The organism is Bacillus sp. sid0103 (assembly GCF_019219025.1).
The window spans coordinates 74,435-100,659 of record NZ_JAHUWN010000021.1; the positions used below are offsets into that span (position 1 = coordinate 74,435).

The 26,225-nt window shown below is 38.9% G+C and carries 26 protein-coding genes; 9 read left to right on the forward strand and 17 right to left on the reverse strand.

Annotated elements, in window-relative coordinates; all coding sequences use genetic code 11:
* Positions 1-88: 88 nt before the first annotated feature.
* The 4 genes from KW850_RS21645 (at position 89) to KW850_RS21660 (ending at position 4,507) form a co-directional block, all read left to right on the forward strand.
* On the forward strand, positions 89-1,231 hold the full coding sequence (locus KW850_RS21645) for a glycosyltransferase family 4 protein (RefSeq protein WP_218349880.1): 1,143 nt from the start codon (positions 89-91) through the stop codon (positions 1,229-1,231).
* 51 nt (positions 1,232-1,282) lie between these two features.
* Positions 1,283-2,275: a metal-dependent hydrolase gene (locus tag KW850_RS21650; protein ID WP_218349841.1), complete on the forward strand. Its 993-nt coding sequence runs from the start codon at positions 1,283-1,285 to the stop codon at positions 2,273-2,275.
* A gap of 280 nt (positions 2,276-2,555) precedes the next feature.
* Entirely contained in the window at positions 2,556-4,175 is a 1,620-nt protein-coding gene (locus tag KW850_RS21655; protein ID WP_218349842.1) for an ATP-binding protein, read from the forward strand.
* Between the two features lie 164 nt (positions 4,176-4,339).
* The gene (locus tag KW850_RS21660; RefSeq protein ID WP_218349843.1) at positions 4,340-4,507 is read left to right on the forward strand and encodes a hypothetical protein; all 168 of its coding nucleotides are present in this window, start codon (positions 4,340-4,342) and stop codon (positions 4,505-4,507) included.
* A 44-nt stretch (positions 4,508-4,551) separates the two neighbouring features.
* Here the strand turns inward: KW850_RS21660 and KW850_RS21665 are convergent, their stop codons facing one another.
* The gene (locus KW850_RS21665; protein ID WP_218349844.1) at positions 4,552-4,992 is read right to left on the reverse strand and encodes an SRPBCC family protein; all 441 of its coding nucleotides are present in this window, start codon (positions 4,990-4,992) and stop codon (positions 4,552-4,554) included.
* Positions 4,993-5,598: 606 nt separating this feature from the next.
* Here KW850_RS21665 and KW850_RS21670 point away from each other — a divergent pair.
* Both KW850_RS21670 and KW850_RS21675 read left to right on the forward strand, forming a co-directional pair.
* Positions 5,599-6,681, forward strand: a complete 1,083-nt coding sequence (locus KW850_RS21670) for a branched-chain amino acid aminotransferase (RefSeq protein ID WP_218349845.1) — start codon at positions 5,599-5,601, stop codon at positions 6,679-6,681.
* Between the two features lie 238 nt (positions 6,682-6,919).
* On the forward strand, positions 6,920-7,774 hold the full coding sequence (locus tag KW850_RS21675; protein ID WP_218349846.1) for a hypothetical protein: 855 nt from the start codon (positions 6,920-6,922) through the stop codon (positions 7,772-7,774).
* 36 nt (positions 7,775-7,810) lie between these two features.
* Here KW850_RS21675 and KW850_RS21680 read toward each other — a convergent pair whose 3' ends face one another.
* Positions 7,811-7,963, reverse strand: coding sequence for a hypothetical protein (locus KW850_RS21680; protein ID WP_218349847.1), 153 nt, complete (start codon positions 7,961-7,963; stop codon positions 7,811-7,813).
* 555 nt (positions 7,964-8,518) lie between these two features.
* Between KW850_RS21680 and KW850_RS21685 the strand changes: the two genes are divergently transcribed.
* Positions 8,519-10,555 carry a Na+/H+ antiporter gene (locus tag KW850_RS21685; RefSeq protein ID WP_218349848.1) on the forward strand — a complete coding sequence of 679 codons (2,037 nt, stop codon included), beginning with the start codon at positions 8,519-8,521 and terminating at the stop codon, positions 10,553-10,555.
* Positions 10,556-10,836: 281 nt separating this feature from the next.
* On the opposite strand, the gene KW850_RS21690 is transcribed toward KW850_RS21685, so the two are convergent.
* The 3 genes from KW850_RS21690 to KW850_RS21700 all read right to left on the reverse strand — a co-directional run bounded on the left by KW850_RS21690 (position 10,837) and on the right by KW850_RS21700 (position 13,062).
* Complete coding sequence (locus tag KW850_RS21690; RefSeq protein WP_218349849.1) at positions 10,837-11,547, reverse strand: DUF421 domain-containing protein; 711 nt, start codon at positions 11,545-11,547, stop codon at positions 10,837-10,839.
* Positions 11,548-11,946: 399 nt separating this feature from the next.
* Positions 11,947-12,252 (reverse strand): ArsR/SmtB family transcription factor, encoded by a 306-nt coding sequence (locus KW850_RS21695; RefSeq protein ID WP_218349850.1) that lies wholly within the window; start codon positions 12,250-12,252, stop codon positions 11,947-11,949.
* Positions 12,253-12,297: 45 nt separating this feature from the next.
* On the reverse strand, positions 12,298-13,062 hold the full coding sequence (locus tag KW850_RS21700; RefSeq protein WP_218349851.1) for an SDR family NAD(P)-dependent oxidoreductase: 765 nt from the start codon (positions 13,060-13,062) through the stop codon (positions 12,298-12,300).
* 269 nt (positions 13,063-13,331) lie between these two features.
* Here KW850_RS21700 and ilvA point away from each other — a divergent pair, with 269 nt between their 5' ends.
* Positions 13,332-14,504: a threonine ammonia-lyase gene (gene ilvA / locus KW850_RS21705; RefSeq protein WP_218349881.1), complete on the forward strand. Its 1,173-nt coding sequence runs from the start codon at positions 13,332-13,334 to the stop codon at positions 14,502-14,504.
* A gap of 58 nt (positions 14,505-14,562) precedes the next feature.
* On the opposite strand, the gene KW850_RS21710 is transcribed toward ilvA, so the two are convergent.
* The 12 genes from KW850_RS21710 to KW850_RS21765 all read right to left on the reverse strand — a co-directional run bounded on the left by KW850_RS21710 (position 14,563) and on the right by KW850_RS21765 (position 24,634).
* Positions 14,563-15,381, reverse strand: coding sequence for a sugar nucleotide-binding protein (locus tag KW850_RS21710; RefSeq protein ID WP_218349852.1), 819 nt, complete (start codon positions 15,379-15,381; stop codon positions 14,563-14,565).
* Between the two features lie 75 nt (positions 15,382-15,456).
* On the reverse strand, positions 15,457-15,795 hold the full coding sequence (locus tag KW850_RS21715; RefSeq protein WP_218349853.1) for a zinc ribbon domain-containing protein YjdM: 339 nt from the start codon (positions 15,793-15,795) through the stop codon (positions 15,457-15,459).
* Positions 15,796-15,873: 78 nt separating this feature from the next.
* Positions 15,874-16,758: a GNAT family N-acetyltransferase gene (locus KW850_RS21720; RefSeq protein WP_218349854.1), complete on the reverse strand. Its 885-nt coding sequence runs from the start codon at positions 16,756-16,758 to the stop codon at positions 15,874-15,876.
* Positions 16,759-16,921: 163 nt separating this feature from the next.
* Positions 16,922-17,470, reverse strand: coding sequence for a 6-phospho-3-hexuloisomerase (gene hxlB, locus KW850_RS21725; RefSeq protein WP_218349855.1), 549 nt, complete (start codon positions 17,468-17,470; stop codon positions 16,922-16,924).
* 3 nt (positions 17,471-17,473) lie between these two features.
* Positions 17,474-18,106, reverse strand: a complete 633-nt coding sequence (gene hxlA / locus KW850_RS21730; RefSeq protein WP_218349856.1) for a 3-hexulose-6-phosphate synthase — start codon at positions 18,104-18,106, stop codon at positions 17,474-17,476.
* Between the two features lie 142 nt (positions 18,107-18,248).
* Positions 18,249-19,226, reverse strand: coding sequence for a LacI family DNA-binding transcriptional regulator (locus KW850_RS21735; RefSeq protein WP_218349857.1), 978 nt, complete (start codon positions 19,224-19,226; stop codon positions 18,249-18,251).
* Positions 19,227-19,355: 129 nt separating this feature from the next.
* Positions 19,356-20,639, reverse strand: a complete 1,284-nt coding sequence (locus tag KW850_RS21740) for an MFS transporter (protein WP_218349858.1) — start codon at positions 20,637-20,639, stop codon at positions 19,356-19,358.
* A 1-nt stretch (position 20,640) separates the two neighbouring features.
* Complete coding sequence (locus tag KW850_RS21745; protein WP_218349859.1) at positions 20,641-21,600, reverse strand: sugar kinase; 960 nt, start codon at positions 21,598-21,600, stop codon at positions 20,641-20,643.
* Positions 21,588-22,355, reverse strand: a complete 768-nt coding sequence (locus KW850_RS21750; RefSeq protein WP_218349860.1) for a sugar phosphate isomerase/epimerase family protein — start codon at positions 22,353-22,355, stop codon at positions 21,588-21,590. The genes KW850_RS21745 and KW850_RS21750 overlap by 13 nt, the downstream gene beginning before the upstream one ends.
* Positions 22,356-22,595: 240 nt before the next feature.
* Positions 22,596-23,561: a quinone oxidoreductase family protein gene (locus KW850_RS21755; protein ID WP_218349861.1), complete on the reverse strand. Its 966-nt coding sequence runs from the start codon at positions 23,559-23,561 to the stop codon at positions 22,596-22,598.
* 92 nt (positions 23,562-23,653) lie between these two features.
* Positions 23,654-24,037 carry a hypothetical protein gene (locus KW850_RS21760; RefSeq protein ID WP_218349862.1) on the reverse strand — a complete coding sequence of 128 codons (384 nt, stop codon included), beginning with the start codon at positions 24,035-24,037 and terminating at the stop codon, positions 23,654-23,656.
* A gap of 123 nt (positions 24,038-24,160) precedes the next feature.
* The gene (locus tag KW850_RS21765; protein WP_218349863.1) at positions 24,161-24,634 is read right to left on the reverse strand and encodes a hypothetical protein; all 474 of its coding nucleotides are present in this window, start codon (positions 24,632-24,634) and stop codon (positions 24,161-24,163) included.
* A gap of 212 nt (positions 24,635-24,846) precedes the next feature.
* On the opposite strand from KW850_RS21765, the gene KW850_RS21770 reads away from it, so the two are divergent.
* Positions 24,847-25,602: an SAM-dependent methyltransferase gene (locus KW850_RS21770; RefSeq protein WP_218349864.1), complete on the forward strand. Its 756-nt coding sequence runs from the start codon at positions 24,847-24,849 to the stop codon at positions 25,600-25,602.
* Positions 25,603-26,225: the final 623 nt, after the last annotated feature.

Consider the following 26,225-nt stretch of genomic DNA (forward strand, 5'->3'; position numbering starts at 1 on the left):
ATTTTTGGAGGGAGTAGATGAGGATGACGTTTATGTATCGAATGTATCCCCATTACGTATATTCAGAATTGGTCATAGAGGGAATGTTATGAGGATCGCCATTTTCACTGATACGTACGATCCGGATATCAATGGTGTTGCTCGCACGCTTAAACATTTTATTCATTACTTGGATAATCAAAACATCTCCTACAAAGTCTTTGCACCTGATTCGATTTCAAAGGAATATGCGTCTTCTCACGTTCGTCGCATTAAAAGTCTCTCTTTTTTCTTATATCCTGAGTGTCGCCTGGCTTTTCCCAATCTTTCTCGTATTAAATCAGAATTAGAAGAATTCTCCCCAGACATCATCCATGTCGCTACACCATTTAACATGGGACTTTGTGGTGTTTACCTTGCAAAAAAACTAACTATTCCATTAGTAGGCTCCTATCACACGGATTTTGACCAATACTTGCAATTTTATGACCTTCAATTTTTTTCAAAAATCCTTTGGAAATATATGAATTGGTTCCATAAACCTTTTAAAAAATTATTTGTTCCTTCTAATGAAACGTTAACTCAACTTAAATGCCATGGATTTACCAATTTAGAAGTTTGGCCAGGTGGAGTCGACTGCCAGCTTTTTCATCCTTTTTATGAAAAACAAGCTATTCGAGAGGAATGGGGGATATCCAAAAAATACCTTCTAACCTTTGTAGGCAGGTTAGCGCCAGAAAAGGATGTAAAGACGCTTCTAGCTGTGGCTAAAGCACTGCCCGCTGAGATCAACGAGCAAGTTCAATGGTTTGTTATCGGAGACGGCCCACAAAGAGAAGAATTGCAACTCGAAGCACCTGCATCCATGACCTTTACAGGATACTTAACAGGAGGACAATTAGCTGAAATCTACTCCGCATCAGACTTATTTGTTTTCCCATCTCCTACTGAAACCTTTGGAAATGTTGTGATTGAAGCACTTGCAAGTGGTACACCCGCGATTACCGCCGATTCTGGAGGCGTAAAAAATATTAATAAGGCAGGGGTAACAGGTTTTTTGTGTGAAACGGGCAATGTAACGGAGTTTGTGAACGCTATCTTGAAACTATTAGAAAATGAAAGCCTGCGAATGCAATTGGGGATAGAAGGTAGAAATTATGCCCTAACACAAAGTTGGGATAAAATCTTTGCCCATTTACTTATGAATTATCAAGCTGTTATCGATGAACCAAAGAAACAAAAATATGCATGATTGATTGTCCGATTTTTCACCAATTTATTATAAGGAAGGAGTAGTGATGAAGTGGATACTTTTTCGCATATTATCATAGGGTTAGGCATTGGTGCTCTTGCTCAAATCGATCCTGCTGTATCAGCTAATCAGACTCTTTCACAGGCGGTCATATTAGGTGCGGTTATGGGCTCAAATGCACCTGATTTTGACTTCATCTATCGATTGAAAGGAAAGGGCAGCTATTTTCGAAATCACAGAGGCCTATCCCATTCACTTCCTCTTCTTCCTTTATGGGGCATCCTGGTTTCAAGCTTGATATATCCATTCTTCTTCGGGTTACCCTTTTTTCATCTATTTTTATGGACGTTTTTAGCAGTGATTCTTCATGTCCTTTTTGATTTATTCAATGTCCATGGAACACAAATCCTGCTTCCTTTTTCTCGAAAATGGATCGCCTTTGACGCAATCCCATTATTGGATCCTTACATTTTGATGCTCCATTTTCTAGGATTTGCTTTACTCTTATTCTACCAAGCAGGGATCACCTTTTTAATCATTTATTTTTTCGTATTTCTGTACCTTACAGTTCGAACTCTGTCAGCAATCAAAACAAAAAAGTATCTACAGCACCATTTTATTAATGCTGACAGTGTAAAACTAATCCCGTGTACCGCTCTTTTTAAATGGGATATTATTATTGAGACGAGTGAGGATTTCTTATTTGGCGTTTATTTTAATAATAGTCTCTATATAGAACATATTCTTGCCAAAAAAATCGACTTTCCGGAATTGGTTTCGGATAGTACAACAGACCAGACTGTTTCAGACTTTCTTGCCGGTACAACGTTCGCTTATCCTTTTGTTGATGTGAGAAAAAACGGCTATTTGGTTTATTGGAAGGATCTTCGTTTTCGAACTAAAAAATTTTTCCCTTCCCTTGCTATCATGTTTATTTCCTCTGATTTTAAAAGCAAGAGCAGTTATATAGGAAAGGTAAGCTCGTTAAAACAATACAAAAAAGTGTTACGAAGCTTAACAAATAACCATTCCTCTATCAAATAAAGGAGGATAAAAAATGGCCGTACTTCAATATCAAACTAAACTGATTAACTCTTTTCTATTTAACATTGAATTCGAAAAGACAGAGAGCATTTCGCCCTCTGTCTTTCATTATAGTAGGGTAGGTGTCAGACCTACTATTCTTCACAAAGTTGGTCACATCCCGGTTACAAATTTTTTAATTTTTACTAAATAGTGGTTTTATTATAGCCTAAAGAACATTCTTTAAATTATTATTAACTTACTAATGTTTTATTTTCACAAACTTAGAGGTGGCAAAACGATGAGTGAAGAAGAACCATACTATATAATTCAATCAAAGAAAATGTGCAAATATAGCGGCATGGATCCAGATGTGATCGCCAAACCAAAAAGATTTATGACCAAAATTGAACTAGATTTGAAAAGAAAGGCTTATTGTGAAATTTTATCTGTTGTCAGTTATTTCTCAACTAAACTATTGGATTCTTTAAAAGGAACGCCGATTTTGATCTGCGTCTCGGACTCAAACGGATACTTATTAGATATAGTTGGAGACGATACCATCAAATCTACGGTAGAAAAATTCGGGATTACATTAGGCAGCCTTTTTTCACAAGAAGATACGGGAACAAATGTCATAAGCTTAGCTTTACAGCAAGGACACCCGGTCCAATTAATAGGCAAAGACCATTATCATAAGTTCCTCTATGAGATCGCTTGTTACGGCGCTCCGTTTCATTATAGAGATGATAATAATTTGCTGGGCAGTGTTTCGATCATGATGCCAGTCTATTTTCAGAATCCGTTATTATTAACGATGTTATCTCAAGTAGTAGATTCTATTGAGAGAGAACTGCTGCTAAGAAAACAAAATAGGAAACTTAATATTTTGAATCAAATCATGATAAGCAGATCAAAAAATGGAATCGTCATAACGGATGAAAAAGGGATGATCCACGAGTTTAATGATTTTGCTGAGCAAATTTTCAACGCAAGGAGAAGTGATGAGATCGGGAAGACCATCTATCACTCACGATTGATTGGAGATTATTTTAAACGGGTAATAGAGGATGAAAAGAGACTGGAGAATGTCGAACTTAAATTTACAAATAAAAATGGGAACTTAATTGTATGTCTTTTTGACGCCCAGCCAATCTATGAAGAGGAAAAAGTGGTTGGTGCATTTGGTCAATTCAGAGATATAACCGACAGGTATTTAGTTGATGAAAAAATTAAAGAGTCAGAAAAAAAAGCCCTGGCCGGTCAAATTGCAGCAGGAATCGCCCATGAAATTAGAAATCCATTAACTACCGTAAGAGGATATTTACAATTCCTAGCAAATGATGTAGATGATAATATCTCACACATCTTTTCTAGTTTGTTAATACCAGAAATCGATCGGGCAAATAACATTATCTCTGATTTTTTAAGGATCACTAAGCCTTCAGATAATGAGTTTAAAGTGATCCAAATTCAGAAGTTTTTACTGGATTACCTCGGGGAATTTCTAAAAAGTGAATCATTACTACACAATGTAGATTTGTATATCGATATTCACCCGGACACAAAACAACTTTCCATCCTATGTAACCGAGCAGAATTATTGCAGGTTTTTATTAATTTTTATCAGAATTCACTGCAGGCGAAAAGGAATCATCCGTTAAAAATTAACCTAAACACACGGTTAGTTAACAGTGATGTTCAATTTATCTTTCGAGATAACGGAAGAGGGATTGACCCTTCTATCCTGACGCATATTTTTGATCCGTTCTTTTCGACTAAAGACACTGGAACTGGTCTAGGATTATCTGTATCTCGAAAGATTGTGGAAAATCATCGAGGAACGATCCTTGCCAGCAGTCATGAAAATGGCACAGAATTTACGATTGAGCTGCCCCTTTACCAACCTAATTACAGTTAGACAAGTAAACAAAAGAGACAATTCTTTTATCCTGAAATGTCCCTTTTGTTTTTTTATTAAGCTAAACAGGAGGTGAAGGCAGATTGCCTCACTCCTTTGTTGAATCGCAGAATAATTCTCTCAATACTACGTATACTACTCTTTAGGTTTAGGGGGGTGAGTATATGCCAAATCAACAAAACAACCAGCAAAAAGGAAAAACGAATCCTAATCAGCAAGGTTCCGGAACTCAGTATCACATAGAGCATGCGAGCAATGTTCCTGATTACGGAGCCAACACGGTCGACCCTAACGCGTTTACTAATGTTACAGAAAATAATCAACAATCATGATTACTTTTAGACGCCCATTTGCGGCGTTTTTTTTGGTCTCCCAGTTACCTTCCGGATTCAAGAATTTCCTTTATATGTTTTAAATCGTTTATGTTTGCTCGTTTCATCATTGGTGCCATAAACGGGGCAAGAACTTTTGAAAAACCAGTCGGATTTCCTTTATTCCTTAAGGTCATCCGGGTGTGATTGCCTGCTAATTGCTCCCAAGTATAGATCGTCTCCATCGGAAACGGTCCCTGTGCGGTTTTCATCACCAGCTTCTTTTCTGGCGTAAACTCTATAACTTCATAGGTATAAGCAAGCTCTCTCCCTAGAAATTGTGCTTTAAAGGCCACTTTTGAACCCAGCTTCAATGGTTTTTCCGTTTGCCATTCGGCCGATTGAATATTTACATACCATTCAGGCGCGTTGTCCGGATTGGCTGCATAGGTAGAAACCTCTGCAACAGGGCGATCGATTATTATGTCTGTAAAAACATCTACCACTTGATTAACCTCCACAACCTACACTGTTTATGACTTATTTTTTTCTACATAATTCTTCAGCAACGTTCCAAGCAAATTTGATTGCCTTACCTTTCAATTTTTCAAAAGAGCCTTTTAAATAAAGAAAGACAAGCAGATACATACTTAGGGTCATGAGATAAATCGGGAAGGAATAAGAATACTTCCATTCCTTGTAAGTAAAAACATGAACCTTGAGGCTAAGAATCTCTACTCCTATGAAATGAAGTCCCACACTCGTAAAAAGGCACAGTCCAATTTTCACTGACATATGATGAGTGGAATATAGGCGGCCGAAAAAACCACCAATGACATCTGTGTATCTCCCTTTATTCTTTCTCGTCTAGGTATTAACTTCTAGTTTCTGTACTTTTTTAAATAATTATGTTTGCACCCTGACAACATAAATGCCCCCCTTCTCATTTTCTAAGCAATTTGACGAACTTTAGAAAACTAGAGAATGGAAGTGAGTCCTACTTAAGTGGTATAGTTAGATAATACAGTTAATTTAAAATTTTAGTATTTCCGCTCAGACAAAGCCTACTTTTTCAAAAAAGATAAAGTAGAGAATCGACAAGAGGTGTAACCATGAAACAAGAAATTGGATTTATTCAAAGGGAAGTTTTAAAGGAAAAACCTGATTTTGCTTCACTTGGTTTTGGGAAGTATTTTAGCGATTATATGTTTGTCATGGATTATCATCATGAAGTCGGCTGGTGTGATCCACGGATTACTCCTTACGAACCCTTAACTCTCGAACCGTCCGCGATGGTCTTTCACTATGGACAAGCCATCTTTGAGGGAATGAAAGCCTATAAGACAGCGGATGGAGATATCCAGCTCTTCCGTCCAGAAAAAAACATGAGACGTTTGAATGAATCCTGCGATCGCCTCTGTATTCCGCAAATTGATGAGGATTTTTTATTAAAAGCCATTAAACAATTAATTATAACCGAAAAAGATTGGATTCCTGAGGGTGAAGGAACTTCTTTATACATTCGTCCGTTCATTTTCTCAACCGAACCCTATCTTGGCGTCCGGCCAGCAAAACAATATAAATTGCTTGTTATCCTCTCTCCATCAGGAGCTTATTATGGGGATCAATTAAGTCCGGTGAAAATATATGTGGAAGAACACTATGTCCGGGCTGTGATTGGTGGAGTTGGCCATGTGAAGACTGCCGGAAATTATGCTGCTAGTCTGAAGGCACAAGAAAAGGCCGAGGAAAATGGTTTTGCCCAAATCCTCTGGCTCGATGCAAAAGAGAATAAATATGTTGAAGAAGTCGGCAGCATGAATATCTTCTTCAAAATTAATGGTGAAGTAGTCACACCGAGATTAAATGGCAGCATTTTACCTGGCGTTACACGAGATTCCGTCCTTGAACTATTAAAGTATTGGAAAATCCCTGTACGCGAAGAAAAAATCTCAATTGAAGAGGTATTTGCAGCTCATCAACGTGGAGAACTTGAAGAAGTCTTTGGTGCAGGAACAGCCGCCGTCATTTCCCCTGTTGGCGAATTAAATTGGAATGAGCAAGCCATTGTGATCAATGACCGAAAAATCGGCGAACTCTCTCAACGCATTTATGATGAAATGACCGGAATTCAACTTGGCAAAAAAGAAGACCCATTTAACTGGACAGTAAAGGTTGCTAAGGTGGAAGTTTAAAGCGGAAGCGTCCGTTTCGTTTAGGCGAACAGTGTCAGTCACTGTTCGCCTTTTTTCTCGTTTTCCTTCGGTTGCTTTTGTCATTTTTTGCTGAATTCACAAAACTTTCAATAGTCTTTTATTTTTCACTTCGATTAAACGTTATACTACGAGTAGACACTCTTATTCCCTCACCTATGCCTCCTCTCCATGGTTTAACCCCAACATATAAAAATACGAAAGCAGGTTGATTTGTTCGATGAAAAACCGCCGCAACAAAAAGACAATTGTCGCCGAAAATAGTCAAATGAGAGTATTTATGCATCCCTTTGCGAATCCCAAAGAACGCAAAGAATTTCTTATGAATCTAGCCATTAGTTCTGAATTTGAGATGAGACATCGTGGCCTGTTTGAATACTATGGAAAAGATTTAATTGCCTATAAACAAGAAAAACCCTCTGATACTCAGCGCAACGAATTTCTCCGCATCCTCTCAAAATTCATGACGACTCGTTTAGAAGATAACTGCCCTCCATCATGGAAAGACTGCCAGCCCTCATTTTGGGAAGAACTCATTTTTACTTTTTATCCTCACAATTTGGATGTATCAAAAGATCAAAAAGAAGTGGAATCCTTCCTCTTTCAGTTAAGAAAGTTTGTCCGCTGGCTTGATAAACGAGTGGGTACCTCTTGGTATTCAGTTATTAAGACATATACAGACGAAGCATCTCCTGACCTAAATATCTGTGAAAAACTATTTAATGCCTTCATGTTAAGAGACTATCCCCGCATGCATCATAAGGATTGGGATCCTTTTCAAGATTTAGAAAAAACAAATCAAAGCTTTAACCTCTGTACTGAGAAAGTAAGTAGTGTATTCGAAGTAACAAGTATGATTGAAGATAACATCATCGTTACGGATTTCGATACGAAGCGTACTTTTTACCTGAAAGATTTTTCAAGCAATTTATTTATGCCAGGCCTTATCATAAATGGTTTAATTGGCAAAAAGGAGAAACAGTTGACTTGGCATTTGTTACTGGCTGATGCATTTTGTCCCCAAAGAGGAAAAAAATATATCACTATAAAAAAAGAACATCCACTACAGGTTTAAAAATATTCGCGAACAGTGGTTTCACTGTTCGTTTTTTTATTTTGCTGTTGTCTGAGAAATTGTTGCTTTTTTCCAGGAGAATTTGTTATCGACCATTAATCGTTCGGTATGAAGGACAAATGTCGCCGCAGGTTCATGGGATTTGTCCTTCATGAGCGGTATGAAGGACATAAGTCGCCGCAGGTTCATGGGATTTGTCCTTCATGAGCGGTATGAGGGACAAAAGTCGACGCAGGATCCTCTGATTTGTCCTTCATGAGCGGTATGAAGGACAAAAGTCGACGCAGGTTCATGTGATTTGTCCTTCATGAGCGGTATGAAGGACAAAAGTCGACGCAGGTTCATGTGATTTGTCCTTCATGAGCGGTATGAAGGACAAAAGTCGACGCAGGATCCTCTGATTTGTCCTTCATGAGCGGTATGAAGGACATAAGTCGCCGCAGGTTCATGTGATTTGTCCTTCATGAGCGGTATGAGGGACAAAAGTCTCCGCAGGATCCTCTGATTTGTCCTTCATGAGCGGTATGAAGGACAAAAGTCGACGCAGGTTCATGTGATTTGTCCTTCATGAGCGGTATGAAGGACAAAAGTCGACGCAGGTTCATGTGATTTGTCCTTCACTAGTAGCACTTATGAAGTATCTAACAAAATTTACCAAAATCTTATAAAAATTAAATAAAATATCCGATTCCCTCATAAAAAAGTTTCATTATTACACAAAATAATTATGAGAGGAGACGTGCTATGGAATTTTTTCTACTTACACTTTTATTACTTGCTGTCATTGGGTTATCTAGTTTCATCCATCACTTTTTGCCATACGTCCCAGTACCGCTGGTTCAAATTGCGCTCGGGGTAATTCTTGCATCCCTGCCGTTAGGGATTCATATCCCTATGGAGCCAGAATTGTTCTTCGTGTTGTTTATCGCCCCACTACTTTTTCATGATGGAAAAAATGTTTCACGCCATGCGTTATGGAAACTACGAAAACCAATCCTCTTGCTAGCCCTCGGTCTAGTATTTGTTACTGTATTTGTGATTGGATACTTAATTTATTGGATGATTCCGTCAATTCCATTGCCGGCCGCTTTTGCTCTGGCCGCGATTCTTTCTCCTACCGATGTCGTAGCTGTGAGTGCGATTTCTAGCCGGGTGAAGATACCGCAAACCATTATGCATGTCCTTGAAGGTGAAGGGCTCATGAATGATGCCTCTGGTTTAGTTGCATTTAAATTTGCGGTGGCCGCAACGGTAACGGGCGTTTTTTCATTGGCTCAGGCAAGCGGGAGTTTCTTAGTAATTGCCATTGGAGGTTTGGCTGGCGGAGCGCTTCTTTCTATTCTAATCATTCAACTGAAAATCTTTATTCGACGGCTGGGGATGGAAGATGTAACGATTCACATGCTCATTCAACTACTCACCCCATTCGTGATTTTTTACCTGGTTGAGCACTTTCATCTCTCTGGCATTTTATCTGTGGTTGCAGCAGGCATTGTTCATACAATCTATCGTGATCGTGATCAGTCCCCTGCGATGAAATTGCAATTGGTTTCCCAAAGTACGTGGACGGTACTTATCTATATTTTGAACGGATTGGTGTTTGTTCTATTAGGCTTGCAAATCCCAAGTGTTATCAGTGAAATCTTCAAAGACCCGGTGTTTAATAATTGGGAAGTAAGCAAGTATATTTTCATTATAACTGCTGCACTTTTCTTACTTCGATTCTTGTGGATTGGGGCTGCCTGGCAGTGGGGATGGCTGAAAAAGCAAATCCAAATGCCTTCCATGAGAGCAATTGGGATCATTACGATTTCCGGCGTTAGAGGAGCTGTCACACTTGCAGGTGCTTTTACGATACCATATGTACTGGCAGATGGAAGTCCCTTTCCTCAGCGCTCATTAATCATTTTTATTGCGGCAGGGGTTATCTTGGTCACACTTTTAGCAGCAAGCATCTTTTTACCGATTCTTGCAAGGACAGAAAAAGGAAACACGGAGGACCTCTGTGAGGAAAAAATGGAAAGGATTGCTATAATCCGAACGATTGACTCCGCCATTCATTCCATTCGTGAATTGATGGATGATGAAAATCGCGGAGCCGCTGTCTCTGTTATTGCATCCTATAATCAAATTCGTAATCGCTTTAACACGGTTAGTGATAAAAAATCCAAGCTGCTGAAATTAGTTGAAACTGAAATCCGGATGAAGGCTCTTGATGCAGAAGCAAGCTATATTCAAAGATTGGTAAAAGCAGGAAGGATTGACCGGGAAACAACGTATTTATCTGAAGAACATATCCAACGAATGAGGCTCGCCGTAACCAACCGGATGACCTATAGAAGATTATTCTTTTGGACTTTGGTTAAAAGAGGTGCGTACCACCTTTTACTGCTTTTTTTACCGAATAAACAAAAACGTCTGGAAATTCGCCAAGCAAAAACGAAGCAGGTCATTCAACTAAAAGTTAACATGGCCAAAGCAGCGATTAGCTATTTAAAAAACCATATGAGTACGGAGAATGAAAATATTTATTTGAGTATTATCGGCGAATATAGTGAAATGATCGTAAAATTTAAGCATATGAAAAAGGGTGCGGATTCTATTCATCACATCCAACTACAAAGAGAACTGCAAGTAAAAGCTTTCCAAGCAGAACGGGATGAAATTCAGAACCTGTACGAAGAAGGAGAAATTACAATTGATGTCACCCGAAAAATTCGTAAACAGATTAATATAAGAGAAGCTTATTGGATGGAAGAGAGTAGTTTGCATTCCCATTAAAGGAATATTTGATAAGGCGGCAAGAACCATGTCCCTGCCGCCTCTTTATTGGATTACAAAAATCATCCACCTAATTCGGTATAATAATCTCCGGTTTTCCTTCCTGATTAATTTCCTTTTTTGATATTTTTCTCTAATTATGACTTTTTCGCAAGGAAAACAACACCTAAGGAAAAAAGTGTCAGGCACCACGTATGGATAAATGTCCATCTGCGGTGCTTGGCACTTTTTTGTGAGTATAAGTATATAAATTTGAAATAACAAGTTAATGGGCTTGGTGCCTATTCTTTATCAATGGGTGAAATAATATGATCCTTGTATGTATCAACATAAATATTACCATTAGCAGCCAGAACAGCATAAACTACCTCTTTTTTGCTTAATTTACGTTTATCTAATTCTAATTGCAACCATTTATGTGAAAGATTATTTTGTTTTAGATTTTGCTCCATCACTTCTCCATCCATTATTAGTTCAATAGCTAGCCTTTGTTCTTGCATTTCTGGAATCATTAAATCTTGTCTTGTAACGTACCTATATTGTGGCTTCTTTAATACGGTTAATGTTCCATTTGTCTCTATAATTGCATATAGAACCTCTTCAATATTAAATATATCTTTTTCTCTTAATTGTTGGTTTAAATAATCTAAAGTATAGCGCATCTTCCTCATGTTATTTTCTAATATTTTTCCATTTTGTAAAACGATGGTTGGATCTCCGGCAAAAAATTTTCTACCTCGTTTACTTTTTAATGAAATAACCGCAGTCAAGAATACTACAGCAACAAATATACTAAATGAAAGGAGAGAAAGATGAAATTCTATAGAAGTATTAAAGGCTAAGTTTGCTGCAATTGCACCCATTGTAATGGAAGCAATAAAATCAAATATAGTCATTTTAGAGATAGTTTGTTTGCCTAATATCCGCGCCCCGATAAGTAAAAGACCAAAGGAAGTGATTGACCTAAGAATTACTTCATAATAGGCAGGCATATTCACACCCCTTTCAAACCTATATTCATTATTTTTATCTTTTACTTGTTAGCTTTTAAAAATTCTTTTTTAGAGTGAATGAATATTTATAGAACCGCTATTAATTCGTTTATTTTTACCTTAAAAAACTAATCCCCCTAGTAACATCCCCGTTTTCGGATTTCCTATTAAAAGTGCCAGACGCCACTTTTGGACAATTTATCAAATAGTTAGACATATATTCTGAAAACTACTAGCTGATATAACTGGATTTGAGCAATTTTCTTTGAAAAATAGCCTTCTCCGCGGAGAAGACTATACTTTTTTCGTGAATCTCACATTAAAGTTCAAACCAAATATTAAGGTAGAAATAAAACGAACTGGGGCAGTGATTATGAAAATAATGAAGAAAAGAATGAGCTAAAGAATACACTCATTCTCAACAATATCTATCAGCTGCTTCAATTGCTTTACACTTTGATCTAAAGAAAGTGAATAATAGCGCTGTGTACCTTTTTGTTCAATTTCCACAAGATGGTTGTCGCGCATAATTTTTAAATGATGGGAAATTGCCGGGCGCGACAGATTCGACTGTTCGGCAATTTCATTAACACTTAACCGCTCATGTTCTGCCAGCAAAAGGATAATATCCTGCCTTGCTGGATCACTTAAAGCGTTAAATAACGGAATACATGCCCTAAATACATCAATAGCTTGCTGTGCCATATATAGAATATTCCTCCTTGTTCTAGGTCAAAGTGCAGCAAGGAATCACTTTTCCCCTGCAACATACTTTGCAATTTTAGCCGCAACGCTTCGTGGCATAAATTTTGCCGCAAGAGCACCTGATTTATTTAATCCACCTGTAATAATTACACGTTTCCCACGCATCAATGCTTCATAACCGCTTTTTGCTACTAGATCAGAAGCCATCGCACGACTGAACATTTTCGTGCCCTCGACACTCGCAACAGAACCAAAATTAGTTTTGGTTGCACCTGGACAAAGCGTTGTTACTGTGATGGAACTGCCAGCTAGCTCTTCAACAAGTGCTTCTGAAAACGAAAGGACAAATGCCTTTGTTGCATAATACACAGCCATGAGTGGACCGGGTTGAAATGCCGCGGTACTTGCAACATTTAAAATTCTGCCGCTGTTCCTTTGTTTCATTTTTTGTAAACAGTAATATGTTAATTCAGTCAGTGCGGATACGTTTAATTGAATCATATTTAATTGTTTTTGGATATCCAGTTCATCAAACTTACCCATTAACCCGAAACCTGCATTATTCACCAGCACATCTATGTCTATTCCTCTGCTTTCCATTTCCTCAAAAACTTCCTTAGCAGCACCATGGACACTCAAATCCTTAGGAATGATGGTCACTTCTATATTAATATACGATTGCTGGATTTCCTCCAGTTTTTTCTCGTTTCTAGCAACTAGTACAAGATTGTAGCCATCATTAGCGAAAAGTTTTACAAACTCATATCCTAAACCGCTTGTTGCACCTGTAATTAATGCTGTCTTCTTCATAATTTTTTCTCCTCCCATATTTTATTACACTTTTAAGTTCTCTAATGTTTAAATATTTAAATGTTTAAATGTTTAAATGTTTAAACATATAATAATTAATTACACAACCAATGTCAACATCATATTCACCATGCAGAGGCAGGAAGTATTGGATTTGAATGAAAATCAGACATAGTTTATTTTATCCAGCACATCCTAAATAGAAGAACTAAGTGGACGGAGGAGGAAATAACTTGAATATTGATGATATCATCGTAGCACGAGAAAAGATGAAGGGAATTGTCCACACCACTCCCCTTGATTACTCCAAAACATTCAGTCAGCTCGCTCATAATGATGTCTTTTTAAAGCTTGAAAATCTCCAAAAGACAGGCTCCTTTAAAGTAAGGGGCTCTTTCAATAAGCTTAACTCGCTGTCAAAGGAAGAACTGGCTAAGGGAGTAGTCGCCGCATCAGCGGGAAACCACGCTCAAGGTGTAGCTTATTCGAGCCAAATGCTTGGTGTTCCTTGTACCATTGTCATGCCAAAAGGAGCGCCACTTAGCAAGATTCTAGCTACAAAGCAATATGGAGCCGAAGTTGTCTTAGAAGGGGCAGTTTTTGATGATGCGCTCGCCTATGCTTTAAAACTGAAGGAGCAAATGGATGCTACCTTTATTCATGCTTTTGATGATGAAGCAATCATGACCGGACAAGGAACGGTCGGTTTAGAAATTCTTGATCAACTTCCTGAAGTAGAAGCTGTTATTTGCCCAATTGGCGGCGGTGGACTTATTGCTGGTGTTTCTATGGCAGTAAAGGAAAAAAATCCTCATGTTTCTGTTTACGGTATTCAGGCACTTGCCTGCCCGAGTATGAAGCAGTCCTTATTTGAACAAAAACCCGTTATGGTTGAGTCAACGCCGACAATGGCTGACGGTATTGCTGTTAAGAAACCTGGACTAAAACCGTTTGAAATTGTTCAAAAATACGTGGATGATGTATTTTGTGTCGATGAAATGGAAATTGCCAGGACCATGCTTATGCTATTGGAAAGAAATAAGCTGTTAGTAGAGGGCTCGGGTGCGGTCTCACTTGCTTCCTTGCTTTATGATAAATTGAATATAAAAGAGAAAAAAGTGGTGGCTGTGTTAAGCGGCGGGAACGTCGATATGAATTTTATCTCAAGAATTATTGAACGGGGCTTGGTTGAATCTGGCAGATACGCTAATTTTATGATTACCTTAAAAGACAAACCTGGTGAGCTTCAACGGGTCTTAGGCTCCATTACCGAATTAGATGCAAACGTTCAAACGGTTAATCTCCATCGGATTGGTAAGGATATTTATCCTGGCTATGCCCAAATCGAGATTTCGGTCGAGACCAAAAACCACGATCATATTGAGCTATTGCATAAAGTTCTGACTGAGAAAAACTATCATGTAGAAATGGGACATTTCTAGCGTCAACTAGAGGCTCATGAAATTAGAGCTTGGAGTAATCCAAGCTCTTTATCATCTATTATACTAGGTAGTCAAGAATATCCTCGTTGGTACATTGTAGAGAATATGGGAGATCATCGCGATTGGATGTTAATTGAAAAAAATAAGTGACATCATTGTCCAAGTATGATTGGTATCTTAATATGCTCTTATCACTCGTAAGTTTACTTATGATTTGTTCAAAAAATCGTCCTTGCGTCATGGTATCCTTCGAACCTAAGTGAATAATCCCTTTTAGTTGATTTTCAATGATGAAGTGTAGTTGTTTTGCTAATTGAACATCTAAAAGATTGTTACAGACCAAATTGTTATAGACATCGATTGTTTTATTATTTTTTATGCTTTCTTTTATTAAATGCAATCTGGGGGAATTCTTCCCCCAGATTGCAGGGATTCGGATAACCATCACTCGTTCATCCAAAATTTCTTTAAGTATATTTTCACATGCAATTTTGAATTTCCCATAATCTGATTCAGCAATAGGTATATCTGTTTCTGTGTGGGGCATTGAAAAGTCGCCGTCAAATACATTTGTGGTAGAAAAGTAATACACCCGGCTGCTTGTATTTTGTAATTCCAATGCCAATTCTTTATGAAACTTGAGCTGTTGGTCAAAATCTCCTCTTAGGCAAGAAATCACAATGTCAGGTTTAATTGATTGGATCATTTCCTTCAACTTGTCTATTTGCTGAACTTCCAATTGGAACTGCTTCTCATCAGGGAGACTGGTTAACGAAGTGGAATAGGTTCCGTATAGATCAAATCCATCTTTAAATTCATCGAGTAACGCTCTTCCTACAAGTCCGCTTGCCCCAAGAATAAGTACCTTTTCCAACACGACATCCCCCTTGGAAATTAGAAATTTTCACCACGAAAAGAACTAGGCCTTTACCTAGCTTCTTTCATTCTTACACTATAACTTTTTAACAAATTCTGATTTTAAGCTCATTGCGCCAAAACCATCAATTTTGCAATCAATATTGTGATCACCATCCACTAAACGGATGTTTTTAACTTTGGTTCCAGCTTTTAAAACCGAAGAACTCCCTTTTACTTTTAAGTCCTTGATGACAGTAATAGAGTCTCCATCGGTTAATACATTTCCATTGGAATCTTTCACAACTTTTTGCTCTTCCTGTTCCACTTCTGATTCTAAATTCCATTCATGAGCACATTCTGGGCACACAAAAAGACTTCCATCCTCGTATGTGTATTCTGAATTACATTTAGGGCAATTTGGTAAGGTAGACATATAATCCATTCCTCCATTCATCCCTGTTATTCTAAACCATCTGAGGGTTTCTAGTCTAGGTGATGGTAGTGGTTTACTTTAGGCGTTCAAAATATATTCATAGCAGGCTACACCTTCCACTTGCCGAAAACCTTCATTAATATATAAAGCCTGTGCCCGCTCGTTTTCTCCATTAACCGAAAGGATGGTTTTTTTGTAGTTTTTTTCTCTCGCAAACTGGAGGGCGGCTCTTAACAGAATTCTGCCTAGTCCAAGTCCTTGATATTCAGGGATGACAGCAAGCGGGCCTATATTCATAATCGGTGCATTTTCAAATTCGTCGTCAGCACCCCTTACGATTCCAATGGGCTTTCCGAGATGATAAAGAATTTTCATTCCGCCTTCTAGGTAATCATTATCTGAAACCATTTTTGCTACCATTTCAGGTGTGACCGGTGTTTCATTTCCCTTTAGTTTCGCAAACCCGGCATTACGGACTTCACTCCAAATCGGCTCATCTTCCCCTGTACGAAAAGCTTGAATACAATAATCTTGCGGCACGTTCCATTCAGGCACATCACTGTCATCTCTAACAAGTAAAAAGGCATATCTCTCTACGGAAAAATCTAACTGCCCCATCAACTCCATTAAAGGTAAATTATTTAACGGAATAAAAATGTAAACCTTCTTTAGTCCCTCGGTATGCTTTAAGAGGGAAGCCATCAGCTTCTTGTAAATGGAGACGTCCTCACTTTCGGAATGAAAAATTCGAAAGCGGGCCCTCTGTCCACGTCGATTGTATTCATCGATGATCAGCGAAGCCGCAGCGATGGTTTTACCTTGTTGATCAGTCACAATATACGTCGGATTCTCAGCATTCGGTTTAAATCCCTTCAAATCTTCTTCATACAAAAAAGAGTCATCGACCTCATTTCGATGCTTCTGGCAATACTCAACAAAGTCTTTAATTCTATGGTCTGTCAAAGCCTCTACTCTCATATCCACACCAACTCTCAATTAGAAATGCATGTACAATTTATATATTCTTGAAAACTGCCTCAATTCCCTGTTTTCATTCTCTTGTAAAAAAAGAGTGCCTGACACCAATTCGGGGGGTTCCGAATTGGTGTCAGGCACCATTCTCTTTCTATTCTAAATTGCTATGTCGGCCGAACGCTAGTGTGTGATCGACTTCGTTGAGCTTGCTGTAAAGTAAACATAAGGTATCGAATAGAATATGGGCACATTGGTCGAATAAGGAACCAAGCGGCTGGATTGTTTTCAACTCATTCTCACGGCGATATTTTGTGGCGGCTGGTACGTGAAGAATCTGTGTTGCCGCTGCAGCTAATGGAGATTCTGGATTAGTGGTAACAGCCATTACCGAACAGCCCAATGATTGCGTTTTTTCAGCTGTCCAAACCACGTTTTTCGTTGTACCTGAACCGGAAATGGCCACTAATAAGTCACCTTCTGCAATTGAGGGTGTGATGGTCTCTCCTACAACAAATACGGTTGCTCCTAAATGCATTAAGCGCATCGCAAATGATTTGGCCATTAACCCGGAACGCCCTTCTCCAATCACAAATATCCGTTTCGCTGTTTGCAATTGCACCGCTAACTCCTGAAGCTGGCCCTCTTCCACTTGGCTAAGGACTGTTTCGACTTCTTTTAAGATAGTAGGAATAACTGACATGCTCTATTTCCCCTCCGTTTGTAAAATAACTTGTTTAAATTGTGCCGCCGCTGCTGCAGGATTTTCCGCTTTCGTAATCGCTGAACCGATAATGACCACTTCCGGGTTCAGTGACTCTATCAGATTATGAATCGAATCTAGCTTAATTCCTCCTGCTGCTGCCACCTGAAACGCTGAGAAATCACTTGCCTTTGTGCCTTGATTTTGACTGCCTAGTTCCTCTTGTTGGTCCTTACTCACATGCTCGCAAAAAATGGCCTCGCTGTATTTTCGTAATGCCTGTTTTTGTTCATCAGAAGTATTTAAGAGATCAATCATGACCTTTTTTTGATAACGATTCGCTACTTCCATACACGTATCAATTGTCACTAAAGGAGACACTCCCATGACGGTCGCAACATCTGCTCCCGCCTCAAAACACAGTTCAAATTCATAGCGGGCATTATCGATCGTTTTAATATCAGCAACAATTTGTTTATGTGGAAATGCTTGTTTTATCTCTTTAATACTTGCTGTACCAAATTCTTTAATGAGCGAAGTTCCAACCTCAATCCAATCGATGGAATTCTCCACTTTTTTAGTTAATTCGATCGCTTCAGCTATGTTCATTCGATCTAAAGCAAGTTGAATGTTCATAATCAAACTCCTTTTAATGGGTCTGGGTTGATAAATCGATTTACTAAATCGGTTTATGAAAAAATTATACTTCATTTGTAAGCGTTTTTCAATGAACAAAATGTGCCTGAACGACTCATGGTGTCAGGCACTAACGAATCTTTTACATCAACCTGCTTGGAAAAACAAACACTTCAGGGCGTATGTGTTCTTTGTTAATCTGTTCAAATAATAGTTCGGCAGCCTTTTGCCCCATGTCCTTTGCAGGCTGAATGATGAAGGAAATAGGTGCATCCAGCAAATGAGCGAATGGGATATTATCAAAGACAATCAATTCCAAGTCATTCCCAAGCTTGATTCCCTTTTCCTTTAGAAACTCCATAACCGCCAGTAAAACACGGTCGTTTGCAGCAAAGAGTGCTGTCGGCTTAACCTTCAATGAAAAAAGTTGTTCAAGTTTGCTTTTCATTTCGGGGATGCTTGCTTCGATAATAAACGCAGGATTTATCTCTATGTCAGCATCGATTAATGCCTTTTTATACCCTGCTAATCGGTCGATGCGGGTACTAACCTTGAGCGGTTGCACCACAAAAGCAATATTCTGGTGGTCCCGCTCAATGAAATGTTGCACTGCCTTGCATGTAGAATCTGTATTGTCGGTAATAATTGAAAACACATCGAGATTCTCAACTTTTCGATCTACAAACACAACCGGATAGCCCTGCTTCACCATACGTTTGTATAAATCATTATTTTGCCCTGTCGGAAAAATAATCAGACCATCCACTTGCTTTGCTCGTAACATTTCAATATATTTCTTTTCCTTTTCGGGATCATCATCGGCGTTACAAACGATGGCATGTAAATCATGCTTATGACAAAAATCCTCAATGGCACGGCTGATTTCCGTTGAAAAATAATGGGTAATATTCGCGACAATGATTCCAACCATCGAGGTCCGCTTTTGCTTTAAACTTCTTGCGATGAAATTTGGCTGGTAGCCAAGCTCCTCAATGGCTTCTTCAATTTTATGTTTCGTTTTTTCCCCCATATATTCAAACCGTTTATTTAAGTATTGAGAAACGGTACTTTTCGATACACCTGCCGCTTTTGCTACGTCGGCCATTGTTACTTTTTCCATACCTATCTTCCTCTTTCCTCTTGGTTCACTGACTTCATTTTAGCGGCAAAGTGACTAATTTTCCAGTAATGTTCGAACCCTTTAAATTAATAACAGCTTTGGATCAATTCCAAAGCTGTTACCACGTTTTTATGCACTCACTTTTACATTAGATGTCTTACTTTTATCCTTTTTTGCCGCTTTTACTGCTAAGATTGTTAAGATTGCGGAAACGAATAGAGATCCTGCCATAAAGATATAAGAAGCACCGAATCCACCTGTAGCATCATTTAAATATCCTACAATATAAGAACCTACAAATGAACCTAACGCACCCATACTATTAATAAGAGCCATTGCGCCACCTGCTACATTACGCGGCAGGATTTCAGGAATGATGGCAAAGAATGGACCATATGGAGCATACATGGCACCGCCGGCAATTACAAGTAAGACAAATGAAATCCAGAAATGTTGTGTTCCAATCGCATAAGATGCATAGAATGCCACTGCACCAATTAATAGGAACGGCCAAACAAATGCATTTCGATTCAATGTTTTATCTGAGAAATAAGAAGCAACTAACATAAGGACAATAGCTAAAATATAAGGAACCGATGATAACCAGCCTGTTTTTACGATATCCATATTTGGCGCGGCTTTAATAATTGATGGCAGCCACATTACAAATCCATATACTCCAATGCTCCATAGGAAGTATTGTGCACTTAACAAAATAACTGGTTTTGACTTAAAGGCTTCACCATAGTTTTTAACAGGTTTAATACCTTCTTGTTCTTTTGCTAATTGTTGTTCAAAATCATTCTTTTCTTGCTCGGTTAACCATTTCGCTTCTCTTGGTTTATCATTAACAACTTTCCACCAAATAAAGGCCCAAATCACGGCAGGAAGACCTTCAGCAATAAACATCCATCTCCAGCCAACAGAGTTAACTAAATAACCAGAAATAATGGACATCCATAAGACCGTTGCTGGGTTTCCTAAAATTAAAAACGTATTCGCACGAGAACGCTCCGCTTTCGTAAACCAATTACTTAAAAGGACTAGCATGGACGGCATGACAGCGCTTTCCACGACCCCAAGGGTAAAGCGAATCACAAATAATAATTTAATATTCGTGACCATACCTGTAAAAGAAGCTAATAGCCCCCATGCAATCAATGACCAGAAAATCAGTACCTTTGCACTCTTTTTCTCGGCAAATGCAGCACCAGGCACTTGGAAAAAGAAATAGCCTAGGAAGAACAGAGAACCAAGTAAGGATGAAGTACCAGCTGTAATGTGTAGATCCTCGGCCAATCCTGAAGCGGCACCGAATCCATAGTTGGCACGGTCTAGGTAAGCAAGACTATACGTGATAAAAGCTATTGGAATAAGACGCATCCATCGTTGTTTTGCAATCGTTTGTTTCATGTTATTTCACTCCCTCTAATTGATTTTCTATATATTTTACTAATTCCGCTTTGGTTGGATAACCATCATTATCACCAGGTGATTGAACGGCTAATGCCCCAATCGCATTTCCCCTTGAAACTGCCTCATGAACTTCAAGTCCTTCAAGTAATCCACTAATCACCCCCACTGCAAATCCATCACCCGCACCAACGGTATCAACCACTTTTTCTACATGGAAACCAGGAACGGTACCTTCTTCAGTTATTGTTTTATAAAATGCTCCCTCAGCCCCGAGCTTAATGACTACCAGCTCTACGCCCTTTTCCAAATAGAAGGAAGCGATTTCACGAGGTTCCTTAAAACCTGTTAAGATTTCACCCTCAGCGATCCCAGGTAACACAATATCTGCTTGGAACGCCACCTCATTTATTTCCTTTACCATTTCTTCTTGTGATGCCCAAAGGGTGGGTCTTAAATTCGGATCAAAGGAAACCTTCTTGCCATTCTTTTTCATAAACCATAAAGCATGCTTTGCAAAAGCTCTTGCACTTTCCGATAGGGCCAATGGAATTCCCGTCATATGCATATGTTTTGCATGTTGAAAATACTCTTCATTAAAATCATCGCTAGTCAGATGGCTTGCCGCTGAGCCTTTGCGAAAATATTGCACCTCTGGGTCGCCCTCTAATACCATTGATTTCAATTGAAAACCAGTTGGATGCTGTTGGTCAATCCATACATGTTTAATGTCAACGTTTTCATTTTTGAGCCTTTCGATGACAAATTTTCCAAACGCATCGTTTCCGACTTTACTTGCCCAACCAGAATGCAGGCCAAGTCTCGCAAGACCAATGGCCACATTGGTTTCTGCACCGGCAAGTTCACGAGTAAATTGGCTGACTTCGTGTAAAGCACCCGGATGATTGGCCATAAACATTGCCATTGCTTCTCCAAAAGTAATTGAATCTAACTGTTGCATGATAAAGCCTCACTTTCCGTTATCATCTGAATAAACTCTTTCGTTTTCTCCCTTGGTTCTATAGGAAATTCAAGCGCCTTCATCATTTCAGCTGGAAAACTTTTCATGACTTTCTCCCAACTGCGGCTTCCGTCTTTTATTAGTGGCACCGTGATGAACTCTCCATTATCATCTTCAACCTGTTTTAAATGCAGGTATTGGACATATGGTGCAAGTTTGCTAACTGCAACGTCCACATCTTGACCAGTATAATACCAGTTCCCGGCATCAAACGTCATTTTAACAGGTGTGTCTTGCTCGGATGCGCTTTCAAAAAAGGATGTTAATTGATTGATATTCCCTCCATAAAGCGTCTGATCATTTTCAACAAACAATTGCATTCCTTGGTGCTGCTTCAAAAAGGTATTCAGTTCGATAAGGTCGGATTGACCACTTTGATAATGCCCAAGAGATACTTTAATCCATTTAGCTCCCAGCTCTTTTCCTTCTTGAAAGATTTCTTTTAATTTCTTTTCATTTAAATGGTGATCCTCTTTCCATAACTCAATCGGAGCCGAATACACCGTAAAAAGTTGATGATTTTCAATTTCTTGTTTTATATTATTGAGCGGCAGATCTTGCTCCGACAATAATTCACGGCGAACCTCAATTCCAAAAGCACCTGACTCAGCAATAAGTCTAATGAATGAAGTTTGCCCCTTCTTCAATACTTCAAATCTATCAAATGCATTTATCGGGACAATTACATTTTGCATATCAATGACCCCTTTATAAAAAGTGTTTACTATAAACCGTTTTAGTAAATCGGTTTAGTAAATCGATTTATTCATATTATAAACCCCATGAAAGCGCTTTTGCAATAAATATTTAAATTTTTTTACTCTCATTTATTAAATCATTGCGCTGCCTGACACCGAAAAAAGAAACACCCCCACATTTGTGGGGGCTCTAAGTTTATAAGACATGGTCTCTTGGTTATAGTGATTGCCTTTACATTAAGGAATTAATAATATTTTCCCTGTGCTCTTTCGGCTTTCTAGGTAACGGTGTGACTCTTGGCCATCGCGCAATGCGAAGGAGGTCGGTTCGGATACTTTTACCTTATCTTCCTCCATCCACCGGAACAGTTCTGCAGAACGAGCGATTCGCTCTTCTCGAGAGGTAAGCACATTCCATAAGTCTCCGCCCGTCAAGGTTTTAGATGTATCCATTAACATTCTTGGATCCACCAAAGCCGGGTCTCCCCCTGCCATTCCGTAAAAGACCACCGTCCCACCGGTACGAGTTACAGCAAAACTGTCTTGAAGCGTTGAACCTACTGATTCATAGACGACATCAACACCTTTGCCATTGGTAGCATCAAGTACTTTTCTCTTCCAGTCATCGTTGTACAAAAACACACTATCCGCTCCCGCTACTTCTGCTGCTGTTGCTTTTTCCACAGAAGAAGTTAAACCTATCGCCGTGCCGCCAAGTAATTTTACCATTTGAACAAGGAGCTGCCCGACACCGCCTGCTGCCGCATGGACTAATACGATATCATTCTTTTTCACGGCATAACTATCCTTTGTTAAATAATGAGCCGTCAACCCTTGTAACAGCACGGAAGCACCTTCCGCAAACGAAATCGTTTCTGGCAGTGGGATTGCTTTCTCGAAAGGAACAGCAACCAGCTCAGCATTTGCATACGGCACATCGGCAAAGGCAATCCGGTCGCCTATGCAGATCCCTTGGACATTTGCGCCAACTTTTGCGACGATTCCAGCCCCTTCATAGCCTAAGATATAGGGAGGCTCTCCAGCAAGATGATAGTTCCCTTTTCTTCTATATATGTCGGCAAAATTTAAACCAATTGCTTTCATGCTTACTAATATTTCATCTGGACCGATGACAGGCTCCATGATTTCTGTATACTCCAGGACCTCAGGCCCGCCAAACGTGTTAAACACTAGTGCTTTCATATCTATTACCTCATTTAAACTAATTTTTGCATTACGCTCTTATTAAATAGAATTGTACTATGGATTGCAACTAAAGGACTTTGTTCTCTCGATTAATACCTAGGATTCCTCTGGAAAGATATTTCTCTAAGTTTCTTTTTGATAAAGCGAAAAAGAAGAATCAATAAAACAGCAGTAATTGGATAGAAAGGGATGGAATAATAGAGTTTCCAGCCGGTATATGTCAGGGCATTATTTTTAACACAAATCCATTCAAATAATAAGGAAAATCCCGTCCAAAAAACAATATACCAAACCGTTTTTTGTCCATAGAGTTCAAACTTATCGTAGCCAAATAAGAACAGTACAGAGGCACAAGGATACATGAATAGATGATATAATGCACCCGACAATTCATATGTTGGGTTATCCCCATAAATATAAAGTTTGAAGGGAGTTGCGAGCAGAAAATAATCAATCGTTGACAACCATCCCAATTTTACCTATCCAAATAATAATCACCATAATAGTTGGAAAGTACTTTCTTATGGGTAAAAACAGACAGACCATCATAGCTGTAGTCAGGAGGAAAAACCATTCATTCCAATCAAACGTAACATTCATACACGCCAGTCTCCTTTATAAAGGATCCTTCGAAAAATCTCCATAAAAACAATTATTACGCACAGGGCTGCCATCCAAAAGGATAATGACCACCAAAACTTCCAGTGAACATGGATAAGCACACCTAGAAAATCAGCTAAATATTCCTGCCCAGTTAAAAGAATGATAAAGGATATCAGTAAAAGCAGCTTTCTTATGTTTGTGGTTAGGGTAAGAAAAAAGTGAAGAAATGTAACCATAATGATTGGAAAAAGAATAATGCGGTTTAGGAAATGTGAGAATTCATAACTAAGTTTCTCAGGAATCACTAACGTTTTAAAATTCATATAGCACAGGGCAGAGAAGTTTTGATATAGATAAGAACTAACCATCCAATAAACGATGATTTCAAGAATATGAAGCATTTTCTTTTTTCTAATAAAAAGAAATAAAGCAAGCACATTTAAAACGATATAAAAGAATAAAACCATTAAGTTAACTCCTTTAGGTGTTTGCTTATTCCTTTTCGATAAAGAATTGTAACCGAACCGACCGGGTCGAAAAATTTGTCTTTCTAAATGTTTCCTTACTTTTAGCTTGTCATATTCATCGTAATTTATTTGCATTCTGCAATTTTACTTGCTTCATTTAGCCGAGTAAGATACGCTTCATACAGACTAATTTAACAAGGAGATATAAATATATGGATAGAAACAAATTTTCGGCGATTGCCCATCGCACCCATGCTTTTTATAATCCAATCAGTGAAGCAAAAATCATGAAAATGCTCGAAATTGTCTCTCCTAATGCGGCTGATAAAGTGATTGATATCGGGGCAGGAAAGTGTGAACTATTGATTCGGTTGGTGGAAAATTATCAAGTATCTGCGACAGCAATCGAATTGTATGATGGAGCCATCGAGGAAGCAAAGCGGAAAGCAAGCAGCAGAATTCCTGAGGGCAGCATCCAGTTTATCATGGATGATGCAACCTCGGCTGTCCAAAAATGCCAGGAAGATAGCTATGATTTCGGAATTTGTATTGGTTCCACTCACGCATTGGGCGGAATGGAACCAACACTGCAAACCTTGAAGCGTCTAGTAAAGAATAATGGCTATATTCTGATTGGGGAAGGCTATTGGAAGCAGACTCCAAGCCCTGCCTACTTAGAGGCACTTGGAGGGGCCGACGAATCGGAATGTAAAAGCCATGCAGATACAGTTAAAACTGGCGAAGAATTAGGATTAATCCCGCTTTGGTCTTATGTTGCTAACGAGGATGAATGGGATGATTACGAATGGTTGTATTCCATGTCAGTGGAGAATTATTGTCTTGAGAATCCAAATGACCCGGATTGCCATGCCATGCTCGAAAGGATCCGAACATGGCGCCGGACCTATTTGACTTGGGGCAGAGATACGTTAGGATTCGGGTTGTATTTGTATAGAAATAATAAGTGAGCACTTATTGTTGTGGATTAGGGTTCGGACTAACTTTGGGTATTTTCTGCTGAGGCTGTCCGAATTGGACTCGCATTCGGACAACACAAGGCATTTTTCTGTTAAAGCTGTCTGAATTGGACTCGTATTCGGACAACCCAAGGCATTTTTCTGTTAAAGCTGTCCGAATTGGACTCGCATTCGGACAACACAAGGCCTTTTTCTGTTAAAGCTGTCCGAATTGGACTCGCATTCGGACAACCCAAGGCCTTTTTCTGTTAAAGCTGTCCGAATTGGACTCGCATTCGGACAACCCAAGACCTTTTTCTGTTAAAGCTGTCCGAATTGGACTCGCATTCGGACAACTCAAGGCCTTTTTCTGTTAAAGCTGTCCGAATTGGACTCGCATTCGGACAACTCAAGGCCTTTTTCTGTTAAAGCTGTCCGAATTGGACTCGCATTCGGACAACTCAAGACCTTTTTCTGTTAAAGCTGTCCGAATTGATTCGTCTGCTGATCTTCTTGGGCAATTCCTGATTTTCATGCTATTACAAACCAAGAAGACAAACTAATCAATCGTTTGGTTAGTTTTTTAGGAGAAAAAATCTCCCCCTTGAGAAAGCCTATTATACCAGGGCTTCATC

Excerpts from the sequence above, each read along its gene's own strand:
- KW850_RS21645 (WP_218349880.1), top strand. The coding sequence starts at position 89 with ATGAGGATCGCCATTTTCACTGATACGTACGATCCGGATATCAATGGT.
- KW850_RS21655 (WP_218349842.1), top strand. The coding sequence starts at position 2,556 with ATGAGTGAAGAAGAACCATACTATATAATTCAATCAAAGAAAATGTGC.
- KW850_RS21660 (WP_218349843.1), top strand. The coding sequence starts at position 4,340 with ATGCCAAATCAACAAAACAACCAGCAAAAAGGAAAAACGAATCCTAAT.
- KW850_RS21670 (WP_218349845.1), top strand. The coding sequence starts at position 5,599 with ATGAAACAAGAAATTGGATTTATTCAAAGGGAAGTTTTAAAGGAAAAA.
- KW850_RS21675 (WP_218349846.1), top strand. The coding sequence starts at position 6,920 with ATGAAAAACCGCCGCAACAAAAAGACAATTGTCGCCGAAAATAGTCAA.
- KW850_RS21680 (WP_218349847.1), bottom strand. The coding sequence starts at position 7,963 with ATGAACCTGCGGCGACTTATGTCCTTCATACCGCTCATGAAGGACAAA.
- KW850_RS21685 (WP_218349848.1), top strand. The coding sequence starts at position 8,519 with ATGGAATTTTTTCTACTTACACTTTTATTACTTGCTGTCATTGGGTTA.
- KW850_RS21690 (WP_218349849.1), bottom strand. The coding sequence starts at position 11,547 with ATGCCTGCCTATTATGAAGTAATTCTTAGGTCAATCACTTCCTTTGGT.
- KW850_RS21695 (WP_218349850.1), bottom strand. The coding sequence starts at position 12,252 with ATGGCACAGCAAGCTATTGATGTATTTAGGGCATGTATTCCGTTATTT.
- KW850_RS21700 (WP_218349851.1), bottom strand. The coding sequence starts at position 13,062 with ATGAAGAAGACAGCATTAATTACAGGTGCAACAAGCGGTTTAGGATAT.
- ilvA (WP_218349881.1), top strand. The coding sequence starts at position 13,332 with ATGAAGGGAATTGTCCACACCACTCCCCTTGATTACTCCAAAACATTC.
- KW850_RS21715 (WP_218349853.1), bottom strand. The coding sequence starts at position 15,795 with ATGTCTACCTTACCAAATTGCCCTAAATGTAATTCAGAATACACATAC.
- hxlB (WP_218349855.1), bottom strand. The coding sequence starts at position 17,470 with ATGTCAGTTATTCCTACTATCTTAAAAGAAGTCGAAACAGTCCTTAGC.
- hxlA (WP_218349856.1), bottom strand. The coding sequence starts at position 18,106 with ATGAACATTCAACTTGCTTTAGATCGAATGAACATAGCTGAAGCGATC.
- KW850_RS21735 (WP_218349857.1), bottom strand. The coding sequence starts at position 19,226 with ATGGAAAAAGTAACAATGGCCGACGTAGCAAAAGCGGCAGGTGTATCG.
- KW850_RS21740 (WP_218349858.1), bottom strand. The coding sequence starts at position 20,639 with ATGAAACAAACGATTGCAAAACAACGATGGATGCGTCTTATTCCAATA.
- KW850_RS21745 (WP_218349859.1), bottom strand. The coding sequence starts at position 21,600 with ATGCAACAGTTAGATTCAATTACTTTTGGAGAAGCAATGGCAATGTTT.
- KW850_RS21750 (WP_218349860.1), bottom strand. The coding sequence starts at position 22,355 with ATGCAAAATGTAATTGTCCCGATAAATGCATTTGATAGATTTGAAGTA.
- KW850_RS21755 (WP_218349861.1), bottom strand. The coding sequence starts at position 23,561 with ATGAAAGCACTAGTGTTTAACACGTTTGGCGGGCCTGAGGTCCTGGAG.
- KW850_RS21765 (WP_218349863.1), bottom strand. The coding sequence starts at position 24,634 with ATGGTTTTATTCTTTTATATCGTTTTAAATGTGCTTGCTTTATTTCTT.
- KW850_RS21770 (WP_218349864.1), top strand. The coding sequence starts at position 24,847 with ATGGATAGAAACAAATTTTCGGCGATTGCCCATCGCACCCATGCTTTT.